Raw genomic sequence first — 15,814 nt, forward strand, 5'->3', positions numbered from 1 at the left:
GCGCGGCGCCAACCGGCACCGCGCCTCCCGTCGGGGACCGACGTCTAGTACGTCGACGCGATCAGGTTCTCGGGCACGTCGCGAGCGGCGTCCTGGTCCACGAAGAACACGGTGCGCTTGCGACCCTGCACACCACCGACCGGGACCTCGTCGACCGAGGCACCCGCGAGCGCGAGCCCGAGGACCGACGCCTTCTCGGCACCTGACAGGATGACCCACACACGCTGCGACGCGTTGATCGCCGGGTAGGTGAGGGTCAGGCGCTGCGGCGGCGGCTTGGGGGAGTCGTCCACCGGGAGCACGACGCGGTCCGTCACGGTGAGCTGGGGGAACTCCGGGAAGAGCGACGCGGTGTGCCCGTCGGGCCCGACCCCGAGGAGCGTGATGTCGAACCGCGGGGCGATCGCATCGTCGGGCGCGGCGGCGTGCAGCTCCTGCTCGTAGCGGGTCGCCGCTTCCTCGATCGAGAGACCGGCGTCGGACGCCGCGATCGGGTGGATGTTCGACTCCGGGATGTCGACGTGGTCGAAGAAGTCCGTCTGCGTGCCGGTGATGTTGCGATCGGCATCACCCGCCGGCACCCAGCGCTCGTCGACCCACCACACGTGCACCTTCGACCAGTCGACGCTCTCGCGCGCCGGCGACTGGCCGATCGCGGCGAGGACGAGGGACGACACCGAACCACCGCTGATGGCGATGTCCGCGCGCTCCTGCTCGTCGAGCACGTCGATGATCTTCGTGATGAAGCGTGCGGCGACCGAAGCGCCGAGGGCCTGCTTGTCCGGGTGCACCAGCACCCGCCGTTCGTTGGTCACGTGACTCCCGTGTTCGTGGTGGTCGACCGGTCGTACGACCACCTTCGGTCCGACCGCCCGGGCCGGCCGTCGCTCGCACTGGACGAACGACGGCCGGCCCGACCGGTCGTGTGGGGCTTGCTCAGCCGGCGATGGACTCGCGCAGCTGGGGAACCCCGTGCTTGACGACGTCTCCGAAGAGGACGTCCGGGTCGAGTCTACGGAGTTCCTCGGCCAGGCAGTCGCGCAGGTTGCGGCGCGGCAGCGACAGGTCGTGCGTCGGCTGCCCGGGCATCGAGAGCGTCGCGACGTCGACCAGGGAGCGCTCGAGCTCGATGGCCCCGGACTCTCGGACGAGCTTGACGCCGTGGATGCCGCTCGACCCGGTCGCACGGGGCGACGTGACGACGGCGACGGGGACCTCGAGCTGGAGCTGCAGCCAAGCCGCGAGGAGGATCGTCGACGGGCTGTCGAACGCACCGGAGACCTCGACGGCGGTCACCGGCTCGTACGGCGGCTGGTCGAGCGCCGCGGCGAGCTGGTTGCGCCAGAGCGTCAGGCGGGTCCACGCGAAGTCCGTGTCACCCGGCACGTACGAGGCCCCGAGTGCCGCGATGGCCTCGTTCGGGTCCTTCTGCGCCGCCGCGTCCGTGATCCGGCGCTGGGCGATGCGACCCAGGGCGGACTCGGACGGCTGCGAGGGTGCGGCGTCCGGCCACCAGGCCACGACCGGAGCGTCCGGCAGCAGGAGGCCGGTCACCAGGCTCTCCTCGTCGGTCGCGGTCTCGCCGTAGGCGCGGAGCACGATGACCTCGCTCGCCCCCGCGTCGCTGCCGACGCGGATCTGCGCGTCGAGACGGCCCGGGGACTTCGTGTCGCCCTCGTTCTTCGAGACGATGATCACGCGCATCGGGTGCTCGCGGGACGCCTCGTTCGCCGCGTTGATCGCGTCTTCCTCGTGCCCGAGGGCGGTGGAGACGATCAGGGTGAGGACGCGGCCGAGTGCGACCGCGCCACCTTCCTCGCGGATGTGGACGAGCTTCTTCTGGATCTTCGAGACCGTGGTGTTCGGCATGTCGATCTTCATGGACGCCTCCAGGTCCGGCCGTCGCGGGCGAGCAGGGCGTCGGCGGACGCCGGACCCCACGTGCCGGGACGGTACTGCTCGGGCTGGCCCTGTCCCCGCCAGAACTCCTCGATCGGGTCGAGGATCTTCCAGGACAGTTCGACCTCTTGGTGACGGGGGAACAGGGGCGGGTCGCCGAGGAGCACGTCGAGGATGAGTCGCTCGTACGCCTCGGGCGAGGCCTCGGTGAACGCGTGGCCGTAGCCGAAGTCCATCGTCACGTCGCGCACCTGGGTGCCGACGCCGGGGACCTTCGAACCGAAGCGGAGCGTGACGCCCTCGTCCGGCTGCACGCGGATGACGAGCGCGTTCTGGCCGAGGGGCGACTGCGGGATGCCGAAGACGTCCTCGGGGACGCGCTTGAACACGATCGCGATCTCGGTGACACGGCGACCGAGTCGCTTGCCGGCGCGCAGGTAGAACGGGACGCCCTGCCAGCGACGGGTCGCGATGTCGAGCTTGATGGCTGCGTAGGTCTCGGTCGTGGACTCGGGGTTCATGCCCGCTTCCTCGAGGAACCCGAGCACCTTCTCGCCGCCCTGCCACCCGCCGGCGTACTGCCCGCGGGCCGTCGCCGTGGCGAGGTCCTCCGGGAGCCGCACCGCGGAGAGCACCTTCTCCTTCTCGGCGCGGAGGTCCGACGCCTTGAACGAGACGGGCTCCTCCATCGCGGTGAGGGCGAGGAGCTGGAGCAGGTGGTTCTGGATGACGTCGCGGGCTGCGCCGATGCCGTCGTAGTACGCGGCACGTCCGGCGACGCCGATGTCCTCGGCCATCGTGATCTGCACGTGGTCCACGTAGTTCGAGTTCCAGATGGGTTCGTACATCTGGTTCGCGAACCGGAGCGTCAGGAGGTTCTGGACGGTCTCCTTGCCGAGGTAGTGGTCGATGCGGAACACGTCGTCCGGAGCGAACACGCTCTCGACGATCGCGTTCAGCTCGCGCGCGGTACGGAGGTCGGAGCCGAAGGGCTTCTCGACGACCACGCGGCTCCACGAGTCCTCGCGCTTCTCGGTCAGCCCGGACAGCTTGAGCTGCTCGGTGACCACGGGGAACATCTTCGGCGGGATGGACAGGTAGAACGCGTGGTTGCCGAGCGTCCCGCGCTCCGCGTCCAGCGTGTCGACCGTGCGCTTGAGCTCGCGGAACGCCTCTGGGTCGTCGAACGACCCCTGGACGAACCGGATGCCCTGTTCGAGCTGCCGCCAGACGGCTTCGTCGAACGGGGTGCGGGAGTGGTCCCGGACCGCGTCGTGGACGAGCTGGGAGAAGTCTTGGTCCTCCCAGTCACGTCGAGCGAACCCGACGAGGGCGAACCCCGGGGGCAGGAGCCCTCGGTTCGCCAGGTCGTAGACCGCGGGCATCAGCTTCTTGCGGGACAGGTCGCCCGTCACGCCGAAGATGATGAGGGTGCTGGGTCCCGCGATCCGGTTCAGTCGACGATCCGTCGGCAGCCGGAGCGGGTTGTGCTCCGGGGTGATTGCCACCGGTGACATGAGTCGGTGAACTCCTTCGAGAGTCAGTGGGTGACGGCGGCGGTCAGTGCTGCGGTGACAGCGGCGACGTCCGTCGTCGTGAGGGTGAGGACCGGGCGGCCGTGCTGCGCGAGGACACTCGCGTCGCCGGCGGCCTGGGCCTGGATGAGCTGGCCGAACGTGAACGAGCGGCCGGGGACGGGCAGGTCGACCGGCTCGTCGGCGACGATCTGCAGGAACACACCGTTCGCCGGACCGCCCTTGTGGTACTGGCCGGTCGAGTGCAGGAACCGAGGTCCGTAGCCGAAGGTCACGGGACGGCCGGTGCGCGCCGCGAGCGCGTCGCGCAGCGACTCGAGGGTCGGGTTCGCGGTGCGGTCGACGTAGGCCTGCACGGCCAGGTAGCCGGTCGGTCCGACCTGGTCCAGGAGGCGCGACACGGCTTCCGCGATCGTCGTCCCGACCGTCAGCCCCTCGGTCGCGCGGACGGCGGTACCGTCCTCGGTGAAGGCCGGCTCGGTCGGTGCCGGGCGGTCGTCCAGGAGGGCGCGGGCCGCGGCCTTGGCGGCCTCGACGTCGGGCTGGTCGAACGGGTCGATCCCGAGCAGCCGACCCGCGACTGCCACGGCGTACTCCCACACGAGGAGCTGACCGCCGAGCGTGCCGGTGATCTCGACCTCGCCGTCGGCGACGTGGCGCTCGTCCTCACGGGAGCCGACGAGTCGGATCACCTGGAGGTCGGGCAGTCCGGAGGTCACCTCGGGGGAGTCGACGTCGAGCACGACCGGGAGCAGCCCGCGGCCGTCCTTGACGGTCGACTCCGCGATGAGCTGCTCCACCCAGTCGCCGAAGCCGACGATGTGCGTGCCGTCCGCGACGATGCCGATCGTGGAGCGGAGGGGCGCTGTGCCACCGAGGACGGCGCCGAGCACGAGACCCGGGTTCTCGTCGATGTCGACCGAGAGGAGTGCTGAGATCGCGTCGGCCTCGTCGAGGAGCTCCGTGATGTCGGCGCCTGCGAGGCCGGACGGCACCAGCCCGAAGGCGGTCAGCGCGGAGTAGCGGCCGCCGACGGTGGGGTCGGCGGTGAAGACGCGGTACCCCGCCTCCGTCGCCTCGGCCTCGAGCGGGGAGCCCGGGTCGGTGACGACGACGATGCGGTCGGCCGGGTCGATGCCGGCGTCACGGAACGCCTGTTCGTACACACGACGCTGCGAGTCGGTCTCGAGGGTCGAACCCGACTTCGAGGACACGACGAGCACGGTGCGGTCCAGTCGGTCCTGCACCGCCGCGCGGACCTGCGCGGGGCTCGTCGAGTCGAGGACCGTGAGCGGTACGCCCGCCGTCCTGGTGATCACCTCGGGTGCGAGGGACGAGCCGCCCATGCCGGCGAGGACGACGTGGTCGATCCCCTCGGCGAGGAGCGACTCGCGCAACGCCACGATCTCGGCGACGAGCGGGCGGGAGACCGAGACGGCCTCCACCCAGCCGAGGCGCTTCGACGCCTCGGCCTCGGCGTCGGGACCCCAGAGTTCGGGGTCCTGGGCAGTGATGCCCGACGCCACCAGATCGGTGACGAGACGCGGGACCACCTGGTCGATGGCCCGCGCCGCGTCACCGCTGGCGGCGATGGAGACGGTCACTACTTGGCGCCCTCGAGTGCGTTCTTGACCGTGTCGACGAGCTCGCCCCACGAGACGTTGAACTTGTCCACGCCCTCCTTCTCGAGCAGCGCCACGACGTCGTCGTAGTCGATGCCCTGGGCGGCGAGCTGGTCGAGGACCTGCTGCGCGGCGTCGAACGAACCGGCGATCGCGTCGCCGTGGATCTCGCCGTGGTCGAACGTCGCGTCGAGCGTCTTGCCCGGCATGGTGTTGACGGTGTTCGGCGCGGCGAGCTCGGTCACGTAGAGCGTGTCGGGCAGCGACGGGTCCTTGACACCGGTCGACGCCCAGAGGGGACGCTGCGTGTTCGCGCCGGCCTCGAGCAGGCCGAGGGCACGCTCGGTGGCGAAGGCCTCGGTCCAGACCTGGTAGGCGAGCTGCGCGTTGGCGATGCCGGCCTTCGACTTGAGGGCCTTCGCCTCGTCGGTGCCGACGGCGTCGAGGCGCTTGTCGATCTCGGAGTCGACGCGCGACACGAAGAAGGACGCGACCGAGTGGATCTTCGAGAGGTCGTGGCCGGCGGCCTTGGCCTTCTCGAGACCACCGAGGTAGGCGTCGATCACGGCGCGGTAGCGCTCGAGCGAGAAGATCAGGGTGACGTTCACCGAGATGCCGGCGGCGATGACCTCGGTGATGGCCTCGAGGCCCTCGAGCGTCGCCGGGATCTTGATGAGGACGTTCTCGCGGCCGACCTTGTCGAACAGGAACTTCGCCTGCTCGATGGTCTTCTGGGTCTCGTGCGCGAGGCCCGGCTCGACCTCGATCGAGACGCGGCCGTCGAAGCCCTTGGTCTCGTCGTAGATCGGCTTGAACACGTCGGAGGCGTTCGCGACGTCCTGGGTCGTGATCTCGAAGATCGCGTCGGTGACGTCGGTGCCCGCGGCGGCGAGCTCCTTCACCTGCGCGTCGTAGCGCTCGCCCTTGGCGAGGGCCGACGCGAAGATCGTCGGGTTCGTGGTGACGCCGACGACGTTCTTCTCGGCGATGAGCTGCTCGAGCTTTCCCGTCTCGAGGAGCTCGCGGGAGAGGTCGTCGAGCCAGATGCTGACGCCGACCTCGGAGAGGGCGGCGGTGGGGGTGGTCTCAGCCATGTGTTTCTCTTCTTTCCTTCATCGACCTGGTGGTCGGGGTCCGTGGGACCGGGGGCGCGTGGCGGGGCCGAGCCGCGCCTCCCGGAAGAAGGGCCGGATCCGGCGAACCGGACCCGGCCCTCGAGGGTCAGGAAGCCGCGAGGGATTCCTTCGCGGCGGCCACGACGTGCTCCGTCGTGAAGCCGAACTCCTTGAAGAGCGTCTGGTAGTCGGCCGAGGCACCGAAGTGCTCGATCGAGACGCTGCGGCCCTTGTCGCCGACGATGTCGCGCCAGCTCATGGCGATGCCGGCCTCGACCGAGACACGGGCGGTGACGGCCTTCGGCAGGACCTGCTCGCGGTAGTTCTCCGACTGCTCGAAGAACCACTCGAGGGACGGCGCGCTCACGACGCGGGCGTTGATGCCCTCGCCCTTGAGCTGCTCGCGCGCGTCGACGGCGATCTGGACCTCGGAACCGGTCGCGATGAGGATCACGTCCGGGGTGCCGTTCGGCGCCTCGGCCAGGACGTACGCACCCTTGGCGACGTTCTTCGCCGAGGCGAAGGTGTCACCGGAGGCCTCGCCCTCGCCGCGCTCGAAGACGGGGAGGTTCTGGCGGCTCAGCGCGATGCCGGCCGGACGGTCCTTGTGCTTGAGCATCTCGAGCCAGGCGTACGCGACCTCGTTGGCGTCGGCCGGACGGACGACGTCGAGACCCGGGATCGCGCGGAGGGCGGTGAGCTGCTCGATCGGCTGGTGCGTCGGGCCGTCCTCGCCGAGGGCGATGGAGTCGTGCGTCCAGACGTAGATCGCCGGCGCCTTCATGAGCGCGGCGAGACGGACCGCCGGGCGCATGTAGTCGCTGAAGATGAGGAAGGTGCCGCCGAACGGGCGGGTGTTCCCGTGCAGGACGATCCCGTTGAGGATCGAGCCCATCGCGTGCTCGCGGATGCCGAAGTGCAGCACGCGACCGTGCGGGTCGGTGCTCCAGGTCTTCGTCGACGCCTCGGCCGGGCCGAAGGACTTCGCGCCCTCGATCGTGGTGAGGTTCGACTCGGCGAGGTCCGCCGAACCGCCCCAGAACTCGGGCATCAGCGGCGCGATGGCGTTGATGACCTTGCCGGAAGCGGCGCGGGTCGAGACGGCCTTCTCGGTCGGGAACACCGGGAGGGCTTCTTCGAGGCCCTCGGGCAGCTCGCCGGCGTTGATGCGGTCGAGGATCGCCTTCTTCTCCGGGTTGGCCGCGGCCCACGCGTCGAAGGTCGTGTTCCACTCGGCGTGCTCGGCCTGGCCCTTGGCGACGGCACCGCGGGTGTACTCGAGCACCTCGGGGTCGACGTGGAAGGTCTGCTCCGGGTCGAAGCCGAGGACCTCCTTGAGGCCCTTGAGCTCGTCGGCACCCAGCGCCGAACCGTGGATCTTGCCGGAGTTCTGCTTGGTCGGCGACGGCCAGCCGATGATCGTCTTGAGGACGATGAGCGACGGCTTGGTCGTCTCGGCCTTGGCGGCCTCGACCGCGCGGTAGAGCTCCTCGACGTCCTCGGAGTACTCGCCGGTCTTCTTCCAGTCGACGTGCTGGACGTGCCAGCCGAGCGCCTCGTAGCGGGCGGCGACGTCCTCGGAGAACGCGATGTCGGTGTCGTCCTCGATCGAGATCTGGTTCGAGTCGTAGAAGACGACCAGGCGACCGAGCTGCTGGCGGCCGGCGAGGCTCGCGGCCTCGTTCGTGACGCCTTCCTGCATGTCGCCGTCACCGGCGATGACGTAGGTGAAGTGGTCGAACGGCGACTCGCCGTCGGCGGTCTCCGGGTCGAACAGGCCGCGCTCGAAGCGCTGCGCGTAGCCGAAGCCCACGGCCGAGGCGAGGCCCTGGCCGAGCGGACCGGTGGTGATCTCGACACCGTCGGTGTGGCCGTACTCGGGGTGACCCGGCGTCTTCGAACCCCACTTGCGGAGGTGCTGGAGGTCCTCGAGCTCGAGACCGTAGCCGTGCAGGTAGAACTGCACGTACTGGAGGATCGAGGCGTGACCGGCGGAGAGGATGAAGCGGTCGCGGCCGATCCAGGTGGAGTCGCTCGGGTCGCGACGCATCACCTTCTGGAAGAGGAGGTGGGCGAGCGGCGCGAGGCTCATCGCGGTGCCGGGGTGACCGTTGCCGGCGGCCTCGACCGAGTCGGCGGCGAGTACGCGGGCCGTGTCGACGGCCTTCCGGTCGATGGCGTCCCAGGTGAATTCAGCCACTTGGATGTTGACCCTTCTTGATGCGACATGTGCGAGGGCTCGTGCCATCGCACGGACATGATCGCCATCCCGGGGCCTTCGTCGGGTCGCCGTCTCGCGGCGGCCGACCGGCTCTTCGCGGCCGACGTCATCGGGGCACGCACTGCGGGAGGGCGACTCCAGCATAGTGACCATGCACTCAGAAGGGGTTCAGGTGACGTCGGTTGTTCACTCGTCGTCAGGGGGACCCGCCGTCGGCCGGGCGTGTCGGTGGGTGACTTCGGTCCGGATGGCGGGGCGGGGCATCATCGCGGCGCCTCGATCACGTAAACTGTCCGGGACCCGTGCACATTCCGGGTCGACGCACGCCCCGACGACGACGGAGCCGTCCACCGAGCGTGTGAGCTGACGCGAACAGACTGAGGTTCCCTTGCCGACTGCCACCGTGACCCGGCCCGACACCGATCGACCCCGCTCGACGCTGTCGCGCAAGGTGCGTGCCTACGTCTCGTTGACGAAGCCGCGGGTCATGGAACTGCTGCTCGTCACCACGGCGCCGACGATGTTCCTCGCCGAGCGCGGGGTGCCCGACCTCTGGCTCGTGCTCTGGACGATGCTCGGCGGCGCGATGTCGGCGGGGTCCGCCTCGGCCTTCAACTGCTACATCGACCGTGACATCGACCGTCTGATGAAGCGCACGAGCACGCGTCCGCTCGTCACCGGCGAGCTGTCCGACCGTGAAGCGCTCGTCTTCTCGTGGGTGCTCGCGGTCGCGTCGACCGCGGTCCTCGGGTTCCTCGTCAACTGGCTCGCGGCAGCGCTGAGCGTCATCGCGATCCTCATCTACGTGTTCGTCTACACGCTGTGGCTCAAGCGCCGCACGCCGCAGAACATCGTCTGGGGCGGTTCGGCCGGCTGCATGCCCGTGCTGATCGGCTGGGCGGGCGTCACCGGATCGCTGAGCTGGGCGCCGGTCATCCTGTTCATGGTGATCTTCCTCTGGACGCCGCCGCACTATTGGCCGCTGTCGATGAAGTACCGCGACGACTACGACGCCGCAGACGTGCCGATGCTCGCGGTCGTCCGCGGTCGCACGGTCGTGGGGCTCCAGGTCGTGCTCTACGCGTGGGCGACGCTCGTCTGCTCGCTCCTGCTCATCCCGGTCGCGCACATGGGGCCGCTCTACACGGTCGTCGCTCTGGCGGGCGGCATCTGGTTCGTCGTCGAGTCCCACCGGCTGTACTCGCGGGCGATCCAGCACGTGGAGCACGTGCAGCCGATGCGCGTCTTCCACAGCTCGATCACGTACCTGACGCTGCTGTTCATCGCCGTGGGCATCGACCCGCTGCTGCCGCAGGTGTTCACCTTCTAGCGCGGTCGGCGCGGGCGCGGGGCGCGGGCCGGCAGGCGCGGGCCGTCGCGGTCGCGGTCAGGTTCGCGGTCGCGAGGGCGGGGCGGACTCGATGCGACACCACCGCTGTCGTACGACGTCGACGTTGTCGACGGTTGCGGCCGCGGGCTTTCGCGCCGGGGTCAGAGCGACAAAGCCGCTGTCGTACGACGTCGACGTTGTCGATGGTTGCGGCCGCGGGCTTTCGCGCCGGGGTCAGAGCGACAAAGCCGCTGTCGTGCGACGTTGACGTTGTCGATGGTTGCGGCCGCGGGCTTTCGCGCCGGGGTCAGAGCGACAAAGCCGCTGTCGTGCGACGTCGACGTTGTCGGTGGTTGCAGGCGCGGACGGTCGCGGGGAGTGGTCGCGGGGCGGACTCGGAGCGACAAGACCGTTGTCGTACGACGTCGACGTTGTCGATGGTTGCGTCCGCGGGCTTTCGCGCCCGCGTCGGTGCGACGACACCGCTGTCGAACGACGTCGACGATGTCGTTCCGGCACGCCCGCACCGACCCGGCAGCACGCACGACGCAACGCGCGGCCCTCGACGCGACCACCCACGGGACTCGAGGCGCGGTGCGGGCCCACGCCGCGCCTCCAGTCCGTCAGATGGTTGCGGCGGAACGCGTCAGCCCGCGATCGGCTCCCGGACGGCGTCGCGGCCGGCGGTGCCCCGCGTCGAGAGCGTCACGACCGTGGTGGCACCGACGAGCAGCCCCGCGAGGACCATGTGCGTCCCCACCAGGCCGACCGGCAGCCCTGTGCGCGCCTGGGTGAGCCCGACCGCGATCTGGACGAACTCGACGACGAGGAGCAGCAGCGCCCACTTGCTCGACAGACGCAGGCGCACCGCGCCGACGACGAGGACGAGGGTCAGGGCGAACAGGACGTAGGCGGGGACCGCGTGCAGGTGCTCCATGACGGCGGGGTCGAAGCCCGTACGGTGCAGGCGGCCGCCGTCGACCCGCTTGTCGGCGCCGGCGTGCGGGCCGCTGCCCGTGGTGAGGATGCCGACGAGCACGGTGACGACGACCGCGGCGATGGTGCCGCGCACGACACCGGTGTACCAGCCGGGGACGAGTCGTTCGGCGGTGCGCGGACCGCGCATCGCGCGGTAGACGAGTGCGGCGGTCACCGCGGTGAGCGCGGCGGAGACGACGAAGTGCAGGCCGACGACGAACGGGTTCAGGTTCGACCAGACGCTCATGCCGCCGATCACGGCCTGCACCGGGATGGCCACACCCTGGGCGAACGCGAGCCAGAACAGCTCGGGACGGGTGCGGCGCATCCGGACGACGAGCAGGAACATCGCGATGGCGACGACGACCAGCACGAAGGTGAGGAGTCGGTTGCCGAACTCGATGACGCCGTGGATGCCCATCTCGGGCGTGGAGACGAGGGAGTCCGCCGTGCACTTGGGCCAGGTCGGGCACCCGAGTCCGGAGGCGGTGAGTCGCACGAGGCCGCCCGTGCCGATCAGGATCACCTCGACGACGAACGACGCCCAGGCGAGGACGACGACCCGCTGGTCGACGACACGGGGGAGCGACCACCACCGCGCGGGGCGGACGTCCTGGTCGACGGGTGATGCGACGCGAGTCACGAGCGTGGTGCCTTCCTGTTGTTCCGTGCAGCGAACCTGTAGGATCGGAGGGTTCAGCAGCAGTCAAGTCTAGGCAGGCGCCGGCTCCGAATGGTCCGAGATCGCCGTCCACACCCAGGACTGCGTGGAACCATCGACGTTGCGAGGGAGCAGCACCGTGTCCGCCGTGTCGGCGGTTCGCGGTGGAATGGCGTCCAGACGCCACGGGTTGACACCCGCACACGCTGCCGCGAGAAGGAAACGAGGAGACCATGTCCGACGTGCTCATCGACCGTCCCGAGCTCGAAGGGCTCGGCCAATACGAGTTCGGCTGGTCCGACTCCGACTCGGCCGGCGCCTCCGCTCGTCGCGGCATCTCGGAAGAGGTCGTGACCGACATCTCGAACCTCAAGAGCGAACCCGAGTGGATGCTCAAGAACCGTCTCAAGGGGCTCCAGCTGTTCGGCCGCAAGCCGATGCCGACGTGGGGTGCCGACCTGTCGGGCATCGACTTCGACAACATCAAGTACTTCGTGCGCTCCACCGAGAAGCAGGCGCAGTCGTGGGAGGACCTCCCCGAGGACATCCGCGAGACCTACGAGAAGCTCGGCATCCCCGAGGCCGAGCGCCAGCGGCTCGTCGCCGGCGTCGCCGCGCAGTACGAGTCCGAGGTCGTGTACCACCAGATCCGTGAGGACCTCGAGGCGCAGGGCGTCATCTTCATGGACACCGACACGGCGCTCCGCGAGCACCCCGACATCTTCGAGGAGTACTTCGGCACCGTGATCCCGGCCGGCGACAACAAGTTCGCCGCGCTGAACACGGCCGTGTGGTCCGGTGGCTCGTTCGTCTACGTCCCGAAGGGCGTGCACGTGGAGATCCCGCTGCAGGCCTACTTCCGGATCAACACCGAGAACATGGGCCAGTTCGAGCGGACGCTGATCATCGCGGACGAGGACTCCTACGTCCACTACATCGAGGGCTGCACCGCTCCGATCTACAAGTCGGACTCCCTGCACTCGGCCGTCGTCGAGATCATCGTGAAGAAGAACGCCCGCGTGCGCTACACGACGATCCAGAACTGGTCGAACAACGTCTACAACCTCGTCACCAAGCGTGCGATCGCGCACGAGGGCGCGACGATGGAGTGGATCGACGGCAACATCGGCTCCAAGGTGACGATGAAGTACCCGTCGATCTACCTCGCCGGTGAGCACGCCAAGGGCGAGACGCTCTCCGTCGCCTTCGCCGGCCCCGGCCAGCACCAGGACGCCGGCGCGAAGATGATCCACATGGCGCCGTACACGACGTCCTCGATCGTCTCGAAGTCGATCGCCCGCGGCGGCGGTCGCGCGGGGTACCGCGGCGAGGTCCGGGTGGACCCGAATGCGCACCACGCGGCGAACACCGTGCGGTGCGACGCGCTGCTCGTCGACACGGTCAGCCGGAGCGACACCTACCCGGCGATCGACATCCGCGTGGACGACGTCCAGCTCGGGCACGAAGCCACTGTCTCCCGTGTGAGCGAGGAGCAGCTGTTCTACCTCATGTCGCGCGGCATGCCCGAGGACGAGGCGATGGCCATGATCGTCCGTGGTTTCATCGAGCCGATCGCCCGTGAGCTCCCGATGGAGTACGCACTCGAACTCAACAAGCTCATCGAGATGAGCATGGAAGGATCCGTCGGCTAGATGTCCAGCACCACCCCTCCCCACATCGACCAGCCGATCGAGCCCGCTGCCGCTGCGCAGGGCGGCACCCAGCACGGTGCCGGAGCGCACTCCGACGGCGGCTGGGACACACCCGGCGCGAAGGTGCCGGTCCAGACGCGGTCGGAGCGTCCGCAGTCCGGCGACATCGACGCCTTCCCGACGGTGACCGGCCGCGAGGTCAACTGGAAGTTCGCACCCCTCGCGAAGCTCCAGCCACTGCTCGACGGCGGTCTCGACGGATCCGCCTACCCGTTCCTCGCCCGGCAGTCCGACGGCGCCGACGTCGAGTGGGGTCGCAGCGACGACCCGCGCGTCGGCACGGCCGGCCTCCCCGAGGACCGTGCGGCTGCGGCAGCCTGGACCGCTCGTGATGCCGTCCTCGCCGTCACGGTCAAGGCGACCGAGGCCCACGAGTTCATCACGATCACGCGATCGGACTTCGGCACGCAGCCCCGCGCCGCGCACACGGTCGTCACGGCCGAGGCGCACGCGCAGGGCATCGTGGTGCTGGACAACCGCGGTTCTGCGCTCCTCAGCGAGAACGTCGAGATCGTGGTCCGCGACGGCGCCCGCCTGACCGTCGTCAGCCTGCAGGACTGGGACGACGACGCCGTCCACGTGTCGACCCACTTCGCCGAGGTCGGCCGCGACGCCTTCCTCAAGCACGTCGTGGTCTCGCTCGGCGGCGACGTCGTCCGGGTCAACCCGTCGACGCACCTCGGCGCGCAGGGTGCCGACACCGAGATGTACGGCGTCTACTTCGCCGATGCCGGGCAGTACATCGAGCAGCAGGTCTACGTGAACCACGACGCGCCGAACACGCGCGGCCGGGTCAACTACAAGGGCGCGCTGCAGGGCCAGGGCGCGCACACGGTCTGGATCGGCGACGTGCTCATCGGCCGCACCGGTGACGGCACCGACTCGTACGAGCAGAACCGCAACCTCGTCCTCACGGACGGCACGCGCGCGGACAGCATCCCGAACCTCGAGATCGAGACGGGCAACATCGAGGGTGCCGGCCACGCGAGTGCGACCGGTCGTTTCGACGACGAGCAGCTGTTCTACCTCCAGTCCCGCGGCATCCCCGAGGAAGAAGCCCGTCGTCTCGTCGTGCTCGGCTTCCTCGTCGAGGTCATCCAGAAGATCGGCGCGCCCGAGCTCGAGGAACGCCTCATCGCCGCCGTCGAGCAGGAGCTCGCCGAAGGTCGCTCGGTCATCGCCGAAGCCGCGCCGGAGGCCTCCGCCTGATGTCGACGAAGGTCTGTGCCGAGGCGGACATCCAGGTGGACAGCCCGATGCGCGTCGTGGTCGACGGCACCGCGGTCGCCATCGTCAAGGACTCCGCGGGCACGGTGCACGCCATCGGCGACACCTGCACGCACGGGGACATCTCCCTCGCCGAAGGCTTCGTCGAGGGCGACACGCTCGAGTGCTGGGCGCACGGATCCCGCTTCTCCTTGGCCACGGGCAAGCCGCAGAACTTCCCGGCCTACGAGCCCGTCCCGGTCTTCCGGGTGGAGGTCCGCGACGGCGAGGTCTACGTCGACGTGCACGACCCCGTCCCGGTCGACTGACACCGTCCCGGCCGACCCCGCTCCCACTCACTTCCCGCGGCTGACGCCGCACACCAGCTGCAACCGAAGGAACGCAATGTCCACTCTCGAAATCCGCGACCTGCAGGTCTCGATCGACACCGACCAGGGTGTCAAGGAGATCCTCAAGGGCGTCGACCTCACCATCAACGAGGGCGAGATCCACGCGATCATGGGGCCGAACGGCTCGGGCAAGTCCACCCTCGCGTACACGATCGCCGGCCACCCCCGGTACAACGTCGTCGGTGGCTCGATCACGCTCGACGGCGAGGACGTCCTCGCGATGAGCGTCGACGAGCGTGCCCGTGCCGGCATGTTCCTCGCCATGCAGTACCCGGTGGAGATCCCCGGCGTGACGGTGTCGAACTTCCTGCGCACCGCGAAGACCGCCATCGACGGCGAGGCGCCCGCCCTGCGCGGCTGGGTGAAGGACCTCCGTCAGTCGATGGCCGACCTCAAGATGGACAGCTCGTTCGCCGAGCGCAACGTCAACGAGGGCTTCTCCGGTGGCGAGAAGAAGCGCCACGAGATCATGCAGCTCGAGCTCCTCAAGCCGAAGTTCGCCGTGCTCGACGAGACCGACTCCGGCCTCGACGTCGACGCGCTGAAGATCGTCTCCGAGGGCGTCAACCGCGCCAAGGCCGCCACCGGCCTGGGCGTGCTGCTCATCACGCACTACACGCGCATCCTCCGCTACATCAAGCCGGACTTCGTGCACGTGTTCGTCGCGGGCAAGGTCGCCGAGCAGGGCGGCCCGGAGCTCGCCGAGCGCCTCGAGAACGAGGGCTACGACCGCTACGTGCAGGCCGCAGCCGCAGCGGCGGGCAACTGATGATCACCGCACTCGCACCGGAGAAGTTCGACGAGGTCGTCGAGGGCCTGAAGGAGGTCCAGGACCCGGAACTCGGCGTGAACATCGTTGACCTGGGTCTGATCTACGACCTCGCCATGGACGACGAGGCGAACGCGCTCGTGATCAGCATGACGCTGACGAGCGCGGGCTGCCCCCTGACCGACGTGATCGAGGGTGACACCGCCAACGCGCTCGACGGCATCGTCGACGCGTTCCGCATCAACTGGGTCTGGATGCCGCCGTGGGGTCCGGAGCGGATCACCGACGACGGGCGCGAGATGATGCGCGCGCTCGGGTTCTCGATCTAGTCGCGACCACCTGACGGACGGGAGGCG

At 69.3% G+C, this 15,814-nt stretch carries 13 protein-coding genes; 6 read left to right on the forward strand and 7 right to left on the reverse strand.

The window, feature by feature from the left end; translation table 11 throughout:
• Positions 1-44 precede the first annotated feature (44 nt).
• From pgl to tkt, 6 genes are all read right to left on the reverse strand, one after another.
• Entirely contained in the window at positions 45-815 is a 771-nt protein-coding gene (pgl, locus tag Q7F20_RS13845; RefSeq protein ID WP_305740660.1) for a 6-phosphogluconolactonase, read from the reverse strand.
• A gap of 121 nt (positions 816-936) precedes the next feature.
• Entirely contained in the window at positions 937-1,881 is a 945-nt protein-coding gene (locus Q7F20_RS13850) for a glucose-6-phosphate dehydrogenase assembly protein OpcA (protein ID WP_305740661.1), read from the reverse strand.
• A complete protein-coding gene (gene zwf, locus Q7F20_RS13855) occupies positions 1,878-3,416 on the reverse strand; it encodes a glucose-6-phosphate dehydrogenase (protein ID WP_305740662.1) in 1,539 nt (512 codons plus the stop codon). Before zwf ends, Q7F20_RS13850 begins: the two co-directional genes overlap by 4 nt.
• A 23-nt stretch (positions 3,417-3,439) precedes the next feature.
• Positions 3,440-5,038 (reverse strand): glucose-6-phosphate isomerase, encoded by a 1,599-nt coding sequence (locus Q7F20_RS13860; RefSeq protein WP_305740663.1) that lies wholly within the window; start codon positions 5,036-5,038, stop codon positions 3,440-3,442.
• The gene (gene tal, locus Q7F20_RS13865; RefSeq protein ID WP_305740664.1) at positions 5,038-6,150 is read right to left on the reverse strand and encodes a transaldolase; all 1,113 of its coding nucleotides are present in this window, start codon (positions 6,148-6,150) and stop codon (positions 5,038-5,040) included. Before tal ends, Q7F20_RS13860 begins: the two co-directional genes overlap by 1 nt.
• 127 nt (positions 6,151-6,277) lie before the next feature.
• Entirely contained in the window at positions 6,278-8,371 is a 2,094-nt protein-coding gene (tkt, locus tag Q7F20_RS13870) for a transketolase (protein WP_305740665.1), read from the reverse strand.
• Between the two features lie 424 nt (positions 8,372-8,795).
• Between tkt and Q7F20_RS13875 the strand changes: the two genes are divergently transcribed.
• Positions 8,796-9,722, forward strand: coding sequence for a heme o synthase (locus Q7F20_RS13875; protein ID WP_305740670.1), 927 nt, complete (start codon positions 8,796-8,798; stop codon positions 9,720-9,722).
• A gap of 646 nt (positions 9,723-10,368) precedes the next feature.
• Here the strand turns inward: Q7F20_RS13875 and Q7F20_RS13880 are convergent.
• Entirely contained in the window at positions 10,369-11,343 is a 975-nt protein-coding gene (locus tag Q7F20_RS13880; protein ID WP_305740666.1) for a heme A synthase, read from the reverse strand.
• 251 nt (positions 11,344-11,594) lie between these two features.
• Between Q7F20_RS13880 and sufB the strand changes: the two genes are divergently transcribed.
• From sufB to Q7F20_RS13905, 5 genes are all read left to right on the forward strand, one after another.
• Positions 11,595-13,013, forward strand: coding sequence for a Fe-S cluster assembly protein SufB (sufB, locus tag Q7F20_RS13885; protein WP_305740667.1), 1,419 nt, complete (start codon positions 11,595-11,597; stop codon positions 13,011-13,013).
• Positions 13,014-14,282, forward strand: coding sequence for a Fe-S cluster assembly protein SufD (gene sufD, locus Q7F20_RS13890; protein ID WP_305740668.1), 1,269 nt, complete (start codon positions 13,014-13,016; stop codon positions 14,280-14,282). It abuts the gene before it with no gap.
• Positions 14,282-14,608: a non-heme iron oxygenase ferredoxin subunit gene (locus Q7F20_RS13895; protein ID WP_370871687.1), complete on the forward strand. Its 327-nt coding sequence runs from the start codon at positions 14,282-14,284 to the stop codon at positions 14,606-14,608. Before sufD ends, Q7F20_RS13895 begins: the two co-directional genes overlap by 1 nt.
• A 76-nt stretch (positions 14,609-14,684) precedes the next feature.
• Positions 14,685-15,458 carry a Fe-S cluster assembly ATPase SufC gene (gene sufC, locus Q7F20_RS13900; protein ID WP_305740669.1) on the forward strand — a complete coding sequence of 258 codons (774 nt, stop codon included), beginning with the start codon at positions 14,685-14,687 and terminating at the stop codon, positions 15,456-15,458.
• Complete coding sequence (locus Q7F20_RS13905) at positions 15,458-15,787, forward strand: metal-sulfur cluster assembly factor (protein WP_079236104.1); 330 nt, start codon at positions 15,458-15,460, stop codon at positions 15,785-15,787. Before sufC ends, Q7F20_RS13905 begins: the two co-directional genes overlap by 1 nt.
• Positions 15,788-15,814: the final 27 nt, after the last annotated feature.

Source organism: Curtobacterium sp. A7_M15 (assembly GCF_030705415.1).
Taxonomy (GTDB): domain Bacteria; phylum Actinomycetota; class Actinomycetes; order Actinomycetales; family Microbacteriaceae; genus Curtobacterium.